This is a genomic window from Kitasatospora sp. CB01950 (assembly GCF_001905465.1).
GTDB lineage: Bacteria > Actinomycetota > Actinomycetes > Streptomycetales > Streptomycetaceae > Kitasatospora.
Map to the genome: position 1 here is coordinate 698,351 of NZ_LISX01000002.1, position 15,172 is coordinate 713,522.

Here is a 15,172-nt window from a genome sequence, read left to right on the forward strand (position 1 = left end):
CGAACGGGTGTATTCGCCGTCCCGGTCCGACCGGACCGACTCACCGACGAATCAGGCGGCCCCGCATTCGGCCGCCGACGAGGACGGCCGCTTCTGCCGCCGGTCCTTTCCGGGGACGGCGCTCGCACCGCCCCGACGAGCACGGAAAACAGCCCGCCGCCGCGCGCGGAACCGACGCACGCCCGCGGCGCGACCATTCTCGGGAGGAACCATGAACGCGGCCGCCAACTGGGACGACATCCTGGTCCGGGACAATTTCCAGGACATCGGGCAGACCCCCACCACCGACCCGGTGTGGGAATCGCCGGACATCATCCCCTTCGGCAGCGACATCCTCGGCTTCGACCTGCTGGAGTCCAGCTACCACGGCCCGGACCTCGGCGTGAGCCATCCCATCGTGCAGGGGCAGCTCAACCGGATCTACGTCCGGGGGAAGAACCTGCGGACGGGCTGCCCCAGCTCCGGCGACGTCCGGCTGTACTTCGCCCCCGGGGGGCTGCTCCTGGACCCGCGGGCCTGGACCCCGATCCCCGTCGAGGGCGGCGGCACCAGCGTCCCGTTCGTCGTCCGCAGCGGTTCCCGGGAGATCCCGCCCGGACAGATCTGCGTCACCAGGACCGCCTTCCTCTTCCCGAGCCAGACACCGCCGGGCCACTACTGCACGATCACCACCGTGGACTCCCCCGCCCACCCGATGTCGGCGACCCTGCCCACGTTCAACTCGCTCGTCGACTACCTGAACTGGGTCCGGTACAACCCCAACGTCGGCTGGCGCAACATCGACGTGATCCCGTGCCGGCAGACCGAGTACGTCCTCGCCAACCTGGCGATCTGCAACCTGAACAACACCCCGACGCGGTTCGTCTTCGGGATCTCCGGCACCGACCTGCCGAACGGCACCGCGACCTTCTCCAACACCGACCAGCGGGCGCCGTTCAGCCTGACCGCGCAGGTCTACGCGCCCGGCACCGACGAGGGGTACACGCGCTCGGTCCTGCTGCCCGCCAACTACTCCGGCACGGTCACGGTCGTGGTCCGGTTCGACCAGCCCCTGCCGTGCGACGCCCGGATCGTGCTGCGGGCGTACAACCCGGTGACCAACAACGCCGGGGCGCTCGAACGCCGGCTCGCCGTCCCGCTCGCCGGTGTGCCCGGGCTCGCGGACGCGCTGTTCCTCGAACTCGGCGCGTACACCTTCGTCGCCGCGGAGAGCAGCGCCTGACACCGTCGCTACGCGGCGACGGAGACCAGGGTCAGCAGGCCGCAGACCGTCACGTTGATCCACTTGTAGGCGACCAGCACGGCGACGAACTCGCGGATGGTCGCGCTGGGCCAGAAGTAGGCGGCGGTGGGCGAGCCGGCGACCTGGCCGTTGACGCCCTGCCGGCGGGCGAGGAGGGCGGCGCGGAAGGCGTGGAAGTTGTTGGTGACCACCACGCAGCTGTAGTCGGGGTCGGCGGCGCTCATCAGCTCGCGGGAGAAGCGCAGGTTCTCCTCGGTGGTGCGGGAGCGGTCCTCCAGGACGATCCGGTCGGCGGGGAAGCCCCGGTCGGTGAGGTAGGCGGCCATCGCGTGGGACTCGGGGAGTTGCTCGTCGGGTCCCTGCCCGCCGGAGGTGATCAGCAGCGGCGGGCGGCCGTTCGCGGCTTGCCGCTCGTACAGGGCGCGGCCGCGCTCCAGGCGGCTGGCCAGCAGTGGCGGGACCCGGGTGCCGCCGAGCAGTCCGGAGCCGAGGACGACGACGTAGTCCACGTCCTGACGGGGCATCAGCCGACCGTACAGGTAGGCGTAGCCGATGAAGCAGACGAACAGGAACGACAGGTAGCAGGTCAGCAGGAGGGCGGTGCGGGCGACCACCGACAGTGCGGGCGAGTCGGCCTGGGGGGCGGCGACCAGCAGCGCGACGACCGCCAGGATGGCGACGCCGCAGAGCAGCGACAGCAGGTTGGCGACCCGCCGGCCCTCCTTGCGGATCATCTTGAAACCGTTGGCGATCAACAGCCCGGCGAGCACCAGGGTGGCGAGCGCCGGGGCGAGGACGACGACGATCAGGACGACCTCGGCGAGGACGGAGTCGACCTTCCCGAGCGTGACGAGCAGGGCGAACGCCAGGAAGGTGAGGGCGAGTCCGAGGTACACGGCATTGCTGAAGCGACGTCGGTCGCGCAGCACGCCGACGGCGGCGAGCAGGAGGAAGAAGACCGCGGGAGCATACAGAAGCATGCGGTCCAGCCTAGGCACCGACGCAAAGCGCTGTGGCCGACGCCCTCCGAATCCGGGCATCTCCGGCCCGACAATCGGACCAACGCCGCAGTGATGTGACGATCCGCCAGGTCAGCGGCGGGCGAGCGCGCCGCCCTGCGGGAACCCTTCCGTGAGGTCCTCGGCGATCATGCGCTTGGCGATGGTGTCGGCGGCGGCCCGCAGTTCGGCGCCGCTGGGGTGGCCGAGGTCCTGCTCCAGGCGGTGGCACAGCCACTGGCCCCAGGCGCGGGTGATGGTCGCGGCCTCGCGTTCGCCGGCCTCGGTGTGCGCGTAGAAGTCGCCGTGCGCCTCCAGGAATCCTTCGGCGACCATCCGGTCGTACACCGGCCGGAGGACCTCCGGCGGGACGCGGCGGCGGGCGGCGATCAGGTTGAGGGTGGCGTGGCCGACGGTGCGGGTGAACAGGTCGACCTGCATGACGGCCCAGGCGCCGGCCATGTCGAGCCGGGTGCCGGAGTCGGCGACGATCTGCCGGGCGGTCTCCAGGCCCGCGGTGCCGAGGAGTTTGCCGACGGCGAATTCGAGCACCCGCGCGGAGTCGCCGGAGGACGGCTGGGCGAAGCCCTCGCCCATGTCGGTGGAGCCGGCCCGGGCGGAGTCGCGCAGCGGCACCTGCTTGAGGAACAGCGCCACCAGGAAGCCCAGCAGCGCGACCGGCACCGTCCACAGGAACACGGTGTGCAGCGAGTCGGCGTACGCCCGGATCACCGGCTCGGCCGCGGCCGGCGGCAGGCCCTGCACGCCGTGCGGGCTCTGCGCGGCGGCCGCGATCTGCTCGGGGCTGCTGCCGGTGGCCCGGGCGGCCGCGGCGACGCCGTCGGCGAGGTTGGTCTTCAGCGTGTTGGTGTAGATGGTGCCGAACACGGCGGTGCCGAACGAGGATCCGAGGGTGCGGAAGAACGTGACGCCGGAGGTGGCGGTGCCGAGGTCGGAGTAGTCGACGGTGTTCTGCACCGCGATGGTGAGCACCTGCATGCACAGGCCGATGCCGACGCCGAGCACGAACATGTACAGGCTGGCCAGCCAGGTGCTGGTGCCCGGGTTCAGCCGCGACAGCAGGTACAGCCCGACCGCCATCACCAGCGAGCCGACGATCGGGAAGATCCGGTACGTGCCGGTCTTGGAGACCACGTTGCCGCTGAAGATCGACGCGATCAGCAGGCCGAGCACCATCGGCAGGGTCCGCACGCCCGAGACCGTCGCCGAGTCGCCGTCCACGTACTGCAGGAACGTCGGCAGGAAGGTCATCGCGCCGAGCATCGCGAAGCCGACGATGAAGCTGAGCACCGAGCAGACCGTGAACACCTGGTTGCGGAACAGCCGCATCGGCAGGGTGGGTTCGACGGCGCGGGTCTCCACCCAGCAGAACAGGCCGAGCGCGACCACGCCGCCCACGAACAGGCCGATGATGACGGGCGAGCCCCAGGCGTACTCGTTGCCGCCCCAACTGGTCGCCAGGATCAGGGCGCTGGCCCCGATCGCGACCAGCACGATGCCCAGGTAGTCGACCACCGGCCGGGACGCGGAGCGGACCACCGGGATGTTCCGGGCCGCCGCGATCACCACCAGGATCGCGATCGGCACGTTGACGTAGAACGCCCAGCGCCAGGACAGGTGATCGGTGAACAGCCCGCCCAGCAGCGGCCCGATCACGGTGGCGACACCGAACACCGCGCCGATCGCGCCCTGGTACTTGCCGCGTTCGCGCAGCGGGATGACGTCCGCGATCAGCGCCATCGAGGTGACCATCAGACCGCCCGCGCCGACGCCCTGCACCGCCCGCCAGGCGATCAGCAGCGTCATGTTGGTGGCCAGGCCGCACAGGAACGAGCCGGTGATGAACACGATCGCGGAGATCTGGAAGACCACCTTGCGGCCGAACAGGTCGCCCATCTTGCCGACCAGCGCCGTGGTGACGGTCTCCGCCAGCAGGTAGGACGTCACCACCCAGGACATGTGCGCGGCGCCACCGAGGTCCGCGACGATGGTGGGCAGCGCGGTGCCGACGATGGTCTGGTCGAGGGCGGCCAGCAGCATGCCGAGCACGATGGTGCCGAACACGACGTTGCGCTGCCGCCGGTCGAGGACGGGCGGGGCCGCCGGGCTGGTCTCGCTGGTGGTGGTCACCGCGACATCGTCACACTTTGACCCGTTCTGCCCGTTCCGACACCCCGTTCGGCGAAGAATGATCGATCCGCGCCCGTACGGCGGTGCGACAAGAGTGAAGTCCCACCGCGTTAGAGGGACATGGACAGGACGACGACGACCGGGAACCACCCCGAACCCCTCGAATTCCGGGACTTCGCGGCGGCCCGCGGCCGGCACCTGGTGCGCACCGCGTACCTGCTGACCGGCGGCGACGCCCACCTCGCCGAGGACCTCGCACAGGAAGCCCTCGGCAAGCTCTACGGCAGCTGGCGGCGGGTCTCCCGGATGGCGAACCCGGCCGGATACGCCAGAACCGTCCTGGTCAACACCTTCATCAGCCACCGGCGCCGGCGCAGCAGCGGCGAACACGTCACCGACACCTTCGTCGAGTCCGCCGTGCCCGTCGCCGACCCCGCCCTGCGCCTCACCCTGCTCCACGCGCTCGGCGAACTCCCGCAGCAGGACCGGGCGGTGCTCGTCCTACGCTACTGGGAGGACCTCGGAGTCGAGGAGACCGCCGCCGTACTCCGGCTCTCCCCGACCGCCGTCCGCTCCCGCGCGTCCCGGGCGCTGAGCCGCCTGCGCGACCGCCTCGGCAGCGAGTACGCCGAACTCGCCCGCATCTGACGATCCTTCAGCACTTTTTCCGGAGACCACCGATGACTTCCGAAGAGGACTTCGCCCGCGCGCTGCGGGCCTCCGCCGAACTCGCCCCCGCACCGGCCGGCGACCTGCTCGCCCTGAACGCCGAACTCCGCGGCCGCAACCGGGTACTGCGCCGCCGGGCGGCCGGGGCCTCCGCGGTCGCCCTGGTCGCCACGGCCGGGTGCGCGCTGGCCCTGCTGCCCTGGGGGACGCCCGCGGACGTTTCCGCGGCCGGGGACACCCCGTCGGCCGCGGCGCCGACGCCCCCCGACGGGTTCATGTCCCACACCCTGCGTTCGCTGTTGCCCAAGGAGGGCAAGGTCGACGCCCAGAAGATCTCCAGCACCGACAGGTCGATGACTCCGTCGGCCTCCGCGGAGTACGACGACGGCCACGGCCCGGCCCAGGTCGGCGTGACCGCCGAACGGGTGGTCACGCCGCTCACCGACGCCGACCCCGCCCTGCAGTGCCCGGACACCCTGGAGCAGCCGACCACCACCTGCCACGTCACCGCCCGGCCGGACGGCTCCCGCCTGGTCACCGCCGCGAAGGCCCCGCGCTGGAACGGCGACACCCGCACCTGGACGGCGACGTTCTCCACCCCCGACGGCCGGATGATCCGCGCCTTCGAGATCGTCACCGGCTTCGCCGACGACCCGGACCGCGAGCAGCCCCCGCTGCCGATGGACGGCCTGCAGAAGATCGCCACCTCCGACGACTGGAAGCCGGCCTTCGACCAGCTGCCCCCCGGAAGGGTGTTCACCGAGCCCGTCACCACCGAGCAGGTGGCCGCCGCCCTGCGCGAGGCGCTGCCCGCCGGGGCCGTGTTCGACCCGGGCAAGGACACCCAGAACGTCCCCGGCCGGATCCACGGAACGGTGACGCTCAACGGGCGCACCAGCAACGTGGTCGCCACCGTCGCGCACAACTGGCAGTACGGCCTGCCCGGCGACGAGCGGGTCAGGTTCCAGCAGATGGGCTCGACCGCGAACATCCACCAGACCGTGAACGGCATCGACGCCTTCCTCAAGAAGATCCCGCTCGCCGGTCCCGGCCACACGCCCGAGACCCAGGGCACGGACTGGTTCGCCGCCGCACAGTTCCCCGGCCGCACCGTGGTCACCGTCAAGCTGTGGACGCCCGGAACCGGCAACCAGCACGCCACCGGGCCGGGTGCGCTCGACGAGGACCAGGTCGTCGCGCTGGTCGCCGCCGCGAACTGGTCGCACGCCTGACGCCCGACCCGGGCGCGCCGGTGCTCCCACCGGCGCGCCCGGGTCGTGATGATGGGGCGATGGACTGCCTGTTCTGTCGCGTGGTGGCCGGCGACGTCCCGGTGGAGACCGTCTTCGCGGATTCGTCCGTCGTCGCGTTCCTCGACCACCGGCCGCTCTTCCCCGGCCACCTGCTGGTGATCCCCCGCCGCCACGTCCCGACCCTGACCGACCTCACCGACGCGGAGACCGGCCCCTACTGGACCCGCGTCCGCCGGCTGACCGCCGCCGTCGAGCGCGGCATGTCCGCGGCCGGCAGCTTCGTCGCCACCAACAACCGCATCAGCCAGTCCGTCCCCCACCTGCACACCCACGTCGTCCCCCGCAACCCCAAGGACGGCCTCCGCGGCTTCTTCTGGCCCCGCACCCACTACCGCGACGCGGCCCACGCGGCCTCCACAGCAGCCTCGATCCACGCCGCCCTCTGACCCCACCGACCCGCCCCACCCGAGCACCCGACTCAACTGCCTTGCCCTGCACCGCCGGGGGCTATGGCTCGTCGGGGGTGCCGCGGACTGTGGTGCGGAAGGCGATGGGGGTGGTGCCGGTGCGTTGGTGGAAGAACTTGGCGAAGTTGGCGGCGTCGGCGAAGCCGAGGTGGTCGGCTATGCGGGCGGCGGGGGTGTCGCTGTGGGCGAGGAGGCGTTTGGCTTCGAGGATGACGCGGCGGTCGACGAATTCCTTGGCGCCGATGCCGGTGGCGGCGAGGGTGGCGCGGGAGAGGGTGCGGGGGGAGTACCCGAGCGCTTTGGCGTAGTCGTCGACGCGGCGGGTGCGGGTGAAGTGGTGTTCGACGGCGTGGCGGAAGCGGCGGTAGGTCTCGCCGGGTTCGGCGGCGGTGGTGGTGCCGCAGGGGCTCGGGGGGTTGGCGAGCCGGAGGAGGAGCGCGGCGAGGAGGTGGCGGAGCAGGGCGTGGTGGATGTCGGCAGGGAGGTCGGCGCCGGCGGCGAACTCCTGGTGGAGGTGGCGCAGCGCCTGCCGGAGGGCGTCGCGTGCGGGGCCGGCGGTGTGCAGGACGGCTGCGGCGAAGGGGTCGTCGAGGTGGGCGGCGGCGACCGTCGCCGGGTCGGGGAAGCCGGGTTCGAAGAGGACGAGGGTGCCGTCGGCGTCGCCGAGTTCGCCCCACTGCTGGACCTGTCCGGGGCGGACCCAGAGCCAGCTGCCGGGGCGGACGTCGTGTTCGGTGAAGTCGACGGTGTGGCGGAGGGCGCCGCGGTCGAGGGTGAGCAGGTGGTGGAAGGCGGGCCGCTGGGGGCGGTGGAAGGCCCGGTCGGTGGCGGCGGCGCGGCGGGCGCGCAGTTCGGCGAGGGTCATCACTTCGACGCCGACCGGTCCGCCGGGTGGCGCGGCGAACGGGACCTCGGGGATCGTCGTCCCGGACGTCGGGTTGTCACTGCCTCGCATGCTCACCACATCCGCAGCCAGGCTACCTCCGGTGGATCTTCCGCCGGGAGGGCGGCGGTACGGTCGGTGCAACGGCGGGACGGGAGGGGAGCGGGATGGAGCGGCGTTCGACCTTGCACGACGTGGCGCGGGAGGCGGGGGTGAGTGCGAAGACGGTGTCGCGGGTGGTGAACGGGGACGGCCCGGTGGCGGCGGCGACCCGGGCGCGGGTGCTGGCGGCGACGGAGCGGCTGGGGTTCCGGCCGAATCTGCTGGCGCGCAGTATCCGCACCGGCGGCCCGGATTCGACGGTGGGCCTGGTGGTGCCGGATCTGGGCAATCCGTTCTTCGGGGCGTTGGCGGGCGGGGTGGAGGAGGCGGCGCGGGCGCGCGGGTTGACGGTGCTGCTGGGGTGTTCGGGCGGTGATCCGGTGCGCGAAGCGGACGTGGTAAGCGCTTTCCTGGCACGTCGGACGGCCGCGCTGCTGGTGGTTCCGGCGACTGACGGGGAGGCGTCCGCGCAGCAGGCCGCAAGCGCCGGGGTGCCGCTGGTGTTCGTGGACCGGCCGGGCCCGGACGCGGACTGCGTGCTGTCCTCGAACCGGGCGGGCGCCCGCGAGGGCGTGGCCCACCTGCTGGCGGCCGGGCACCGCCGGGTGGCGTTCCTGGGCGATCTGCCGCCGGAGCTGTACACCCGCCGGGAGCGGCTGGCGGGGTACGAGGACGCGCTCGCAGGGGCGGGCGTCCCGCGCGACGGCGCGCTGCTCGCGGCGGCCCGGACGGCGGCGGACGCCGAGCTCGCGGTGGAGCGGCTGCTGGCGCTGCCGGATCCGCCGACGGCGCTGTTCGCGTCGCACGTGAACGCGGCGACGGGCGCGGTGCTGGCGTTGGCGCGGGCGGGCCGGCGGGAGGTGGCGTTGCTGGCGTTCGACGACCTGCCGTTGGCGGAGGCGCTGGATCCGCCGCTGTCGGCGGTGGCGCAGGCCCCGGCGGAGCTGGGTGCGGCGGCGCTCCGGCTGGCGCTGGCGCGGCTGGACGGGGACGTCTCGCCGCCGCGGACCGAGACGGTGCCGACCCGCCTGGTGCTGCGCGGCGCCCCTCGTGCGGCAGCCCCGTTCGCGGCGCTCTCCCGCACGGCATCCCCTTGACCACCCGCCAGTAGCGGATGGAGGGTGGCCGCCACCGGTCGATCACCCATCGAGGAGCGCGGATGGCCCCGCAGTTCGGCGACTACCAGAACGAGATCTACTTCGAGGCGCTGTTCGGCGTCTCCCCCAAGTACCCGATGACGTACGCGGGTTGGGCGGAGCGTGCGCAGGCGGCGCTGCCCCCGGACGTGTGGTCGTACGTGGCGGGCGGCGCGGGCGACGAGCACACCCAGCGGGCGAACGTCGCGGCGTTCGAGCGCTGGGGGCTGGTGCCTCGGATGCTGGTGGGTGCGAAGGAGAGGGATCTGCGCACCGGGCTGTTCGGCCTGGAGTCGCCGTCGCCGCTGTTCCTGGCCCCGGTGGGGGTGCTGGGGCTGTGCGCGCCGGACGGGCACGGGGATCTGGCGGCGGCCCGGGCGGCGGCCCGCACGGGGGTGCCGATGGTGGCGTCGACGCTGTCGGTGGACCCGATGGAGCAGGTGGCGGCGGAGCTGGGCGACACGCCGGGGTTCTTCCAGCTGTACACGCCGACCGACCGGGCGCTCGCGGAGTCGCTGGTGCACCGGGCGGAGGCGGCCGGGTTCAGGGGCATCGTGGTCACGCTCGACACCTGGGTGACCGGCTGGCGTCCGCGCGACCTGGGCAGCGGCAGCTTCCCGCAGCTGCGCGGCCACTGTCTGGCGAACTACACCTCGGACCCGGTGTTCCGGGCCCGACTGAAGGACCCGGACGGGGATCCGCGCGGCGCGGTGATGGACTGGGTGCAGATCTTCGGCAACCCGCTGACCTGGGACGATCTGCCGTGGCTGCGTTCGCTGACCGACCTGCCGCTGATCCTCAAGGGCCTGTGCCACCCGGAGGACGTGCGCCGTGCGAAGGACGCGGGCGTGGACGGGATCTACTGCTCCAACCACGGCGGCCGGCAGGCGAACGGCGGGCTTCCGGCGTTGGAGTCGCTGGCCGAGGCGGTGGCGGCGGCGGACGGCCTGCCGGTGCTGTTCGACTCGGGGGTGCGCAGCGGTGCGGATGCGGTGAAGGCGCTGGCGCTGGGGGCGACGGCGGTGGGCGTGGGCCGGCCGTACGTGTACGGGCTGGCGCTGGGCGGGGAGGCGGGGGTGGTGCACGTGCTGCGGTCGCTGCTGGCGGAGGCGGATCTGCTGATGGCGGTGGACGGCTATCCGTCGGTGGAGTCGCTGCGGGCGCCGGGGGCGTTGCGGCGTTGCTGAGCCCACGCCTGCCCGCCTTATTGCGACTTACTTGCAATAACTGAGTGCATGCAGCAGAGTGGGGCCGCGGGGTCGTCCTCCGATCGTCTTCCCAACCGGCGTCCGCCGGGACACGGCGCCGGCCCCGCGCCAGCCTCCTCCCCGCAGCAGCCCCCTCCCCCCGCCGCGGCGTCCCTGTCGCGGCGTCAGCCGAGCGGCAGGCGCACCACCATGGTCTTGCCGCCGCCGTCCGGGTCGGCCAGCGTCGCGGTCCCGCCGCCGGCCAGCAGCGCCGTCTCGTGCACCAGGTTCAGCCCCCAGCCGCCGCTGCCGTCCGGGTACGGCACGTCGCGGCGGCGCGGACAGTGCGGGTGCCGGTCGTGCACCCGGACGGTCAACTCGTCCGGCCCGAAGTCGAGTTGCAGCGTGGTGCGGGGCGAGCGCCGGGCGGCATGGCGGACCGTGTTGGTGACCAGTTCGCTGACCACCAGCAGCACGGCGTCGGTCAGCGGGTGGTCCGCGTCCAGGCCGCGGGCCGCCAGTTCGGCGCGCACGCTGCGACGTGCCTCGGGGACGGACGCGGGTACGGTCGCCAGGCTCAGGCTGTACCGCACGGTCTGGGGTGGGTCCGCGACAGCCATGGTCGGTCCCTTCACGGCGGGGGCGACCGGGGTCGGTGCGGGGTGCGCCGTCGTCCGGCCGCGTGGGGGCTCGGCGGCCCTGCCCCGCCCGAGAAGAACCGGACAGACTACCGATAATCAGTACGGTACGGCCGAACGGGCCCATCTGCGGCGGCGGATGCTGGACAGTGGCCACAACTCGCCACCCGCGCACCGCCGTTCGGCGTCACGTGACGGGCTCGGACGACCGGCTCGGGCGACCGGCTCGGGCGACCGGCTCAGATGACGGGCTCCGCGCCGGGTATCCGTTCGAAGACCAGGTTGGTGCGGGTCTGCGCCACCGCCGGATGGGTCGTCAGGTGCTCGACCACGAAGCACCGCAGCGCCTCCGGGTCGGCCACCGCCACGTGCAGCAGGTAGTCCTCGCTGCCGGCCATGTGGAACACCGCCAGCACCCCGGGCAGGTGCGGTGCGGCGGCGCGGAAGCTGCCGTTCTGCTCCCGGGTGTGCGCCCGCAGCCGCACCGAGATCATCGCCTGCAGGGTCAGGCCGACGGCCGGCAGGTCCACCTCCGCGTGGTAGCCGCGGATCACTCCGCGCTCGCGCAGCGCCCGCACCCGCGCCAGGCAGGTGGACGCGGCGATCCCGACCAGCTCCGCCAGCGCGTTGTTCGCCATCCGGGCGTTGCCCAGCAGCGCCCGGACGATCGCCAGGTCGGTCTCGTCCAGCGCCGCCCGGGCCCGTGGAATGTTCGGCACGCACCCAGCGTGGCGGCCCGGACCGAACATCCGCAAGACCGCACCCCCTCCTGCCGAATGATCGACTGCCGCTCTGGCCTTTGCCCGTCGGCAAGTTCACCATCAACGCCCATGAGCCGACTCGACACCAGAGCCGTGCACGCCGGCCGCGACGACCTCGCGGCGCTCGGCGCGCACGTCCCCCCGCTCGACCTGTCCACCACCTATCCGGTGCCCGACCTCGCCGCCGGCGGCGACGCCTACCAGGCACTGGCCACCGGCGGCCGTCCGCCCGCCGACGGCGGGCTGGTCTACCAGCGGCTGTGGAACCCCACCGTCGCCCGCTTCGAGCAGGCGCTGGCCGAACTCGAGGGCTGTGCCCAGGCGGTGGCGTTCTCCTCCGGCATGGCCGCGCTCACCGCCTGCCTGCTGGCCGCCGCCGCCGAGGGCCGCCGGCACGTGGTCGCGGTGCGCCCGCTGTACGGCGGCTCGGACCACCTGCTCGACTCCGGGCTGCTCGGCACCGAGGTCGGCTGGGCGACACCCGACACCGTCGCCGACGCCGTCCGTCCCGACACCGGGCTCGTGCTGGTCGAGACGCCCGGCAACCCCACCCTGGACCTGGTCGACCTGGCCGCGATCGCCGAGGCCTGCGGCGACGCGCCGCTGCTGGTCGACAACACCTTCGCCACCCCGGTGCTGCAGCGCCCCGCCGATTTCGGCGCCGCGCTGGTGCTGCACTCCGCCACCAAGTCGATCGGCGGGCACGGCGACGTGCTGGCGGGCGCCGTCGCCTGCACCACCGAGTGGGCGGAGCGGCTGCGCCGGGTCCGCGCCGTCACCGGCGCGATCCTGCACCCGCTGGCCGGCTACCTGCTGCACCGCGGCCTGCAGACGCTGCCGCTGCGGGTGCGGGCCGCCTCGGAGAGCGCCGCCCGGCTCGCCGACTGGCTGGCCGAGCAGCCCGAGGTGTCCGCCGTGCACTACCCCGGCCGTTCCGGCTCCCCGCTGCTCGGACGTCAACTCCTGGGTGGTGGCAGCACCTTGGCGTTCGAGGCGGCGGGCGGTTTCGACCACGCCGCGGCGATCGCCGAACGCTGCGAGCTGATCACCCACGCGGTCTCGCTCGGCGGCGTGGACACCCTGATCCAGCACCCGGCCTCGCTCACCCACCGCCCGGTCGCGGACGCCCACAAGCCCGTCCCGGCACTGCTGCGGCTCTCCGTGGGCCTGGAGGACCCGGCCGACCTGGAGGCCGACCTCGGCAAGGCGCTGATCTGGTAGCCGGACCGCCCGGTGCGGGGGAAAACCCCCGCACCGGTCCGGTGGCGCACCCCAGCGCGCCGGAGAGCCCCGTCCGGCCATGCTCGTCACCGGGGCCGCACCGCGCGGCCCGGACAGGGAGACAGCGGCATGACGGCCCACCGGCGACGCCTCACCAGGCGCGGACTGCTCACCGCGGCGGCGGTTGCCGCCGTCCCCGCCCTGCGCCTCCCGGCCGCCGCGGCGGCCGACCGGACCGACCGGCAGGAGCTGCTCGTGGTGAAGCAACTGGAGGCCGCCGCGCACCCGTTGCGCTCCACCGCGCCGGGCGGCCGCAGCACCGACCTGGAGGCGCTCGGCGAGCTGATCGGCGACGCCGAGGTGGTCGGCCTCGGCGAGGCCACCCACGGCTCCCACGAGTTCTTCACCCTCAAGCACCGGGTGTTCCGGTACCTGGTCGAGGAGCGCGGCTTCACCGCCTTCGCCCTGGAGGCGAGTTGGACGGCCGGCCTGGAGATCGACGAGTTCCTCCTCGGCGGCGAGGGCGACGCCCGCCGGGTCGCCGACCGCACCCTCGCCGGATCGCCGTGGCACCGCGAGGAGTTCGCCGACCTGATCAGCTGGATGCGCGACCACAACCGCCGCACCCCGCGGCGTCCCGTCCGCTTCCTCGGCGCCGACCTCGGGCTGCCCGCCCTCGGCGACCCGGTCTTCCGGCGCGTCCTCGACCCGGTCCGCGCCGCCCGCCCGCAGTACGCGGCCCGGCTCGCCGACCTGTACGCGCCGCTTCGCCCGCTGGACGACGCCGTCGGCTACCTCACCCGGCGTCCGCTCGCCGAACGCCGGGCGAACGCCGAACTCGGCCGCCGAGCCTTCGAGTTGGTCTCCGCCGTGGGCGACGAGCAGACCGTGCAGCACGCCCGGGTGATCGCCGACACCTTCGCATTCCTCGCCATGGACCCCGCCGACGAGCTGTCGGTCGCCGCCGCCGAGCAGCTCCGCGACCGCGCCATGACGCACAACGTCCTGTGGTGGCAGCGGCGGACCGGCCACCGCATCCTGCTGTCCGCGCACAACGGCCACGCCGGGTACGCGTCCACCCTGCCGGAGCTGTACCCGGTCCCGCAGGGCGCGCAGTTGCGCCAGGCCCTCGGCGACGGGCGCTACCTGGCGATCGGCACCACCTTCGACCGGGGCGCGTTCCTCACCACCGCGGACGGCGCGGGCGGCGCGTGGCAGCCCGTCGGCGTTCCGCCGGCCCCGCCCGGCAGCCTGGAACACACCCTCGACCAGGTCCGCCACCGCGACTTCTACCTGCCGCTGCGCCCGCTGCCCGCGCCCGCGAGCAGCTGGCTGGCGACCGCGCACCCCACGTACGACGCCGGGACCACCTACACCCCGACGCCCGTGCCGGTGCTCGCCCCGGCGGCCGCCTACGACGTGCTGATCCATCTGCACGAGGTGACGGCCGCCAGGGCGCTCTGACTCATCGTCCGGCGACGGTGCGCAGGTGATCGAGGACCAGCGGGTCGATGCGGCCCTCGACGAGGCGGCCCTCGAGGTTCTCCACTCCGGCCCAGCGGTCGAGGTCGTCGAAGCCGACCTTGGCGAGCAACGCGCCGACCTCGTCGGCGAGTTCGCCCTCCAGCGGGAGCAGCGTGGCCGGGTCCGGGGTGCCGTGCAGGATCTCGTGCAGGCCGAGCAGGCGGCGCAGTTCGCCGACCGGGTCGGCGTTGTCCTCGACCCGCAGGTCGTGCGAGGTGTCGCCCCAGCCGCCGACGCCCTTGCCGGGGTCGACGACGTACAGGGCGGCGCTCTGCCGGCCGCGGGAGTCGCCGCCGGCCGCGTCGCCCGCGGCGAGGGCCTTCAACAGGCGGTCGGCGAGCGGGAGTTCGGCAGAGGCGAGCCAGGCGGCTGCCATGTCGCGGACCACTTCGGGTCCGGTGAGGATGTTGCCCTGGATCGCGTAGTCCGGGCCGGCGACGCCGCCCGCCCAGGGCAGGCACTCCTCGCCGGTCCAGGTGAAGGCGCTCTCGGGGCCGACCACGCCGAGCTGGCGGTGGACCCGCCCGTCGTCGGCGGCGAGCAGCGCGGCGACGGTGTCGGCGGGCGAGGCGCCGCTGCGCAGCATGGCCATGCCCTGCGGGCGGTAGGCGAGGTTGGCCCAGGCCTGGGAGGCGAGGGCGCCGATGTCGGTTTCGGCGGCGGGCACCAGGGCCCCGACCGCGAGGAACTTGCTGGCCACGGCGACACCGTAGGCGTTGCCGTGCCGAGCGACGATGGAGAAGGTCACGACGGGCGACGATAGCTTGGGCGGAACGTTTCGTCCACGGTCCGTCCTGCCTCGGCACATTCCGTCAAGAAGCGCCCCACCGGCGGACCTTCGGCCGGACCGGCCCCGGCTCCGGCCCCGGCTCCGGCCCCGGCCGCGCGGCGGGCGCCGGCCCTCGTCCCCGGCGCCCGCCGTCCGCCGTCCGCCGTCCG

14 protein-coding genes are annotated in these 15,172 nt (G+C 73.6%); 8 read left to right on the plus strand and 6 right to left on the minus strand.

Annotated elements, in window-relative coordinates:
- Window positions 1-211: 211 nt before the first annotated feature.
- A complete protein-coding gene (locus tag AMK19_RS07960; RefSeq protein WP_073809221.1) occupies window positions 212-1,222 on the plus strand; it encodes a hypothetical protein in 1,011 nt (336 codons plus the stop codon).
- An 8-nt stretch (window positions 1,223-1,230) separates the two neighbouring features.
- On the opposite strand, the gene AMK19_RS07965 is transcribed toward AMK19_RS07960, so the two are convergent.
- Together AMK19_RS07965 and AMK19_RS07970 are read right to left on the minus strand one after the other, a co-directional pair.
- Entirely contained in the window at window positions 1,231-2,223 is a 993-nt protein-coding gene (locus AMK19_RS07965; protein WP_073809222.1) for a YdcF family protein, read from the minus strand.
- A gap of 111 nt (window positions 2,224-2,334) precedes the next feature.
- The gene (locus AMK19_RS07970) at window positions 2,335-4,392 is read right to left on the minus strand and encodes an MDR family MFS transporter (protein ID WP_073809224.1); all 2,058 of its coding nucleotides are present in this window, start codon (window positions 4,390-4,392) and stop codon (window positions 2,335-2,337) included.
- Between the two features lie 120 nt (window positions 4,393-4,512).
- Here AMK19_RS07970 and AMK19_RS07975 point away from each other — a divergent pair, with 120 nt between their 5' ends.
- The 3 genes from AMK19_RS07975 to AMK19_RS07985 are packed head-to-tail and all read left to right on the plus strand — an operon-like array spanning window position 4,513 to window position 6,760.
- On the plus strand, window positions 4,513-5,040 hold the full coding sequence (locus AMK19_RS07975; RefSeq protein WP_073809225.1) for a SigE family RNA polymerase sigma factor: 528 nt from the start codon (window positions 4,513-4,515) through the stop codon (window positions 5,038-5,040).
- 32 nt (window positions 5,041-5,072) lie between these two features.
- Window positions 5,073-6,293, plus strand: coding sequence for a hypothetical protein (locus AMK19_RS07980; protein ID WP_073809226.1), 1,221 nt, complete (start codon window positions 5,073-5,075; stop codon window positions 6,291-6,293).
- Window positions 6,294-6,352: 59 nt separating this feature from the next.
- Entirely contained in the window at window positions 6,353-6,760 is a 408-nt protein-coding gene (locus tag AMK19_RS07985; protein WP_073809228.1) for an HIT family protein, read from the plus strand.
- Window positions 6,761-6,821: 61 nt separating this feature from the next.
- Here the strand turns inward: AMK19_RS07985 and AMK19_RS07990 are convergent, their stop codons facing one another.
- Window positions 6,822-7,736, minus strand: coding sequence for a helix-turn-helix domain-containing protein (locus tag AMK19_RS07990; RefSeq protein WP_143200090.1), 915 nt, complete (start codon window positions 7,734-7,736; stop codon window positions 6,822-6,824).
- Between the two features lie 95 nt (window positions 7,737-7,831).
- On the opposite strand from AMK19_RS07990, the gene AMK19_RS07995 reads away from it, so the two are divergent.
- Together AMK19_RS07995 and AMK19_RS08000 are read left to right on the plus strand one after the other, a co-directional pair.
- Complete coding sequence (locus tag AMK19_RS07995) at window positions 7,832-8,863, plus strand: LacI family DNA-binding transcriptional regulator (RefSeq protein WP_073809231.1); 1,032 nt, start codon at window positions 7,832-7,834, stop codon at window positions 8,861-8,863.
- Window positions 8,864-8,925: 62 nt separating this feature from the next.
- Window positions 8,926-10,089, plus strand: a complete 1,164-nt coding sequence (locus AMK19_RS08000; protein ID WP_073809233.1) for an alpha-hydroxy-acid oxidizing protein — start codon at window positions 8,926-8,928, stop codon at window positions 10,087-10,089.
- 185 nt (window positions 10,090-10,274) lie between these two features.
- Here the strand turns inward: AMK19_RS08000 and AMK19_RS08005 are convergent, their stop codons facing one another.
- Together AMK19_RS08005 and AMK19_RS08010 are read right to left on the minus strand one after the other, a co-directional pair.
- Window positions 10,275-10,709 (minus strand): ATP-binding protein, encoded by a 435-nt coding sequence (locus AMK19_RS08005; RefSeq protein ID WP_073809234.1) that lies wholly within the window; start codon window positions 10,707-10,709, stop codon window positions 10,275-10,277.
- Window positions 10,710-10,966: 257 nt separating this feature from the next.
- Complete coding sequence (locus tag AMK19_RS08010; RefSeq protein WP_241844292.1) at window positions 10,967-11,446, minus strand: Lrp/AsnC family transcriptional regulator; 480 nt, start codon at window positions 11,444-11,446, stop codon at window positions 10,967-10,969.
- 111 nt (window positions 11,447-11,557) lie between these two features.
- Here AMK19_RS08010 and AMK19_RS08015 point away from each other — a divergent pair, with 111 nt between their 5' ends.
- Both AMK19_RS08015 and AMK19_RS08020 read left to right on the plus strand, forming a co-directional pair.
- Window positions 11,558-12,709 (plus strand): trans-sulfuration enzyme family protein, encoded by a 1,152-nt coding sequence (locus AMK19_RS08015; protein ID WP_083646565.1) that lies wholly within the window; start codon window positions 11,558-11,560, stop codon window positions 12,707-12,709.
- 129 nt (window positions 12,710-12,838) lie between these two features.
- Complete coding sequence (locus AMK19_RS08020) at window positions 12,839-14,173, plus strand: erythromycin esterase family protein (protein ID WP_073809239.1); 1,335 nt, start codon at window positions 12,839-12,841, stop codon at window positions 14,171-14,173.
- 1 nt (window position 14,174) lies between these two features.
- On the opposite strand, the gene AMK19_RS08025 is transcribed toward AMK19_RS08020, so the two are convergent.
- Window positions 14,175-14,981, minus strand: coding sequence for a DUF1028 domain-containing protein (locus AMK19_RS08025; protein WP_073809241.1), 807 nt, complete (start codon window positions 14,979-14,981; stop codon window positions 14,175-14,177).
- Window positions 14,982-15,172 lie beyond the last annotated feature (191 nt).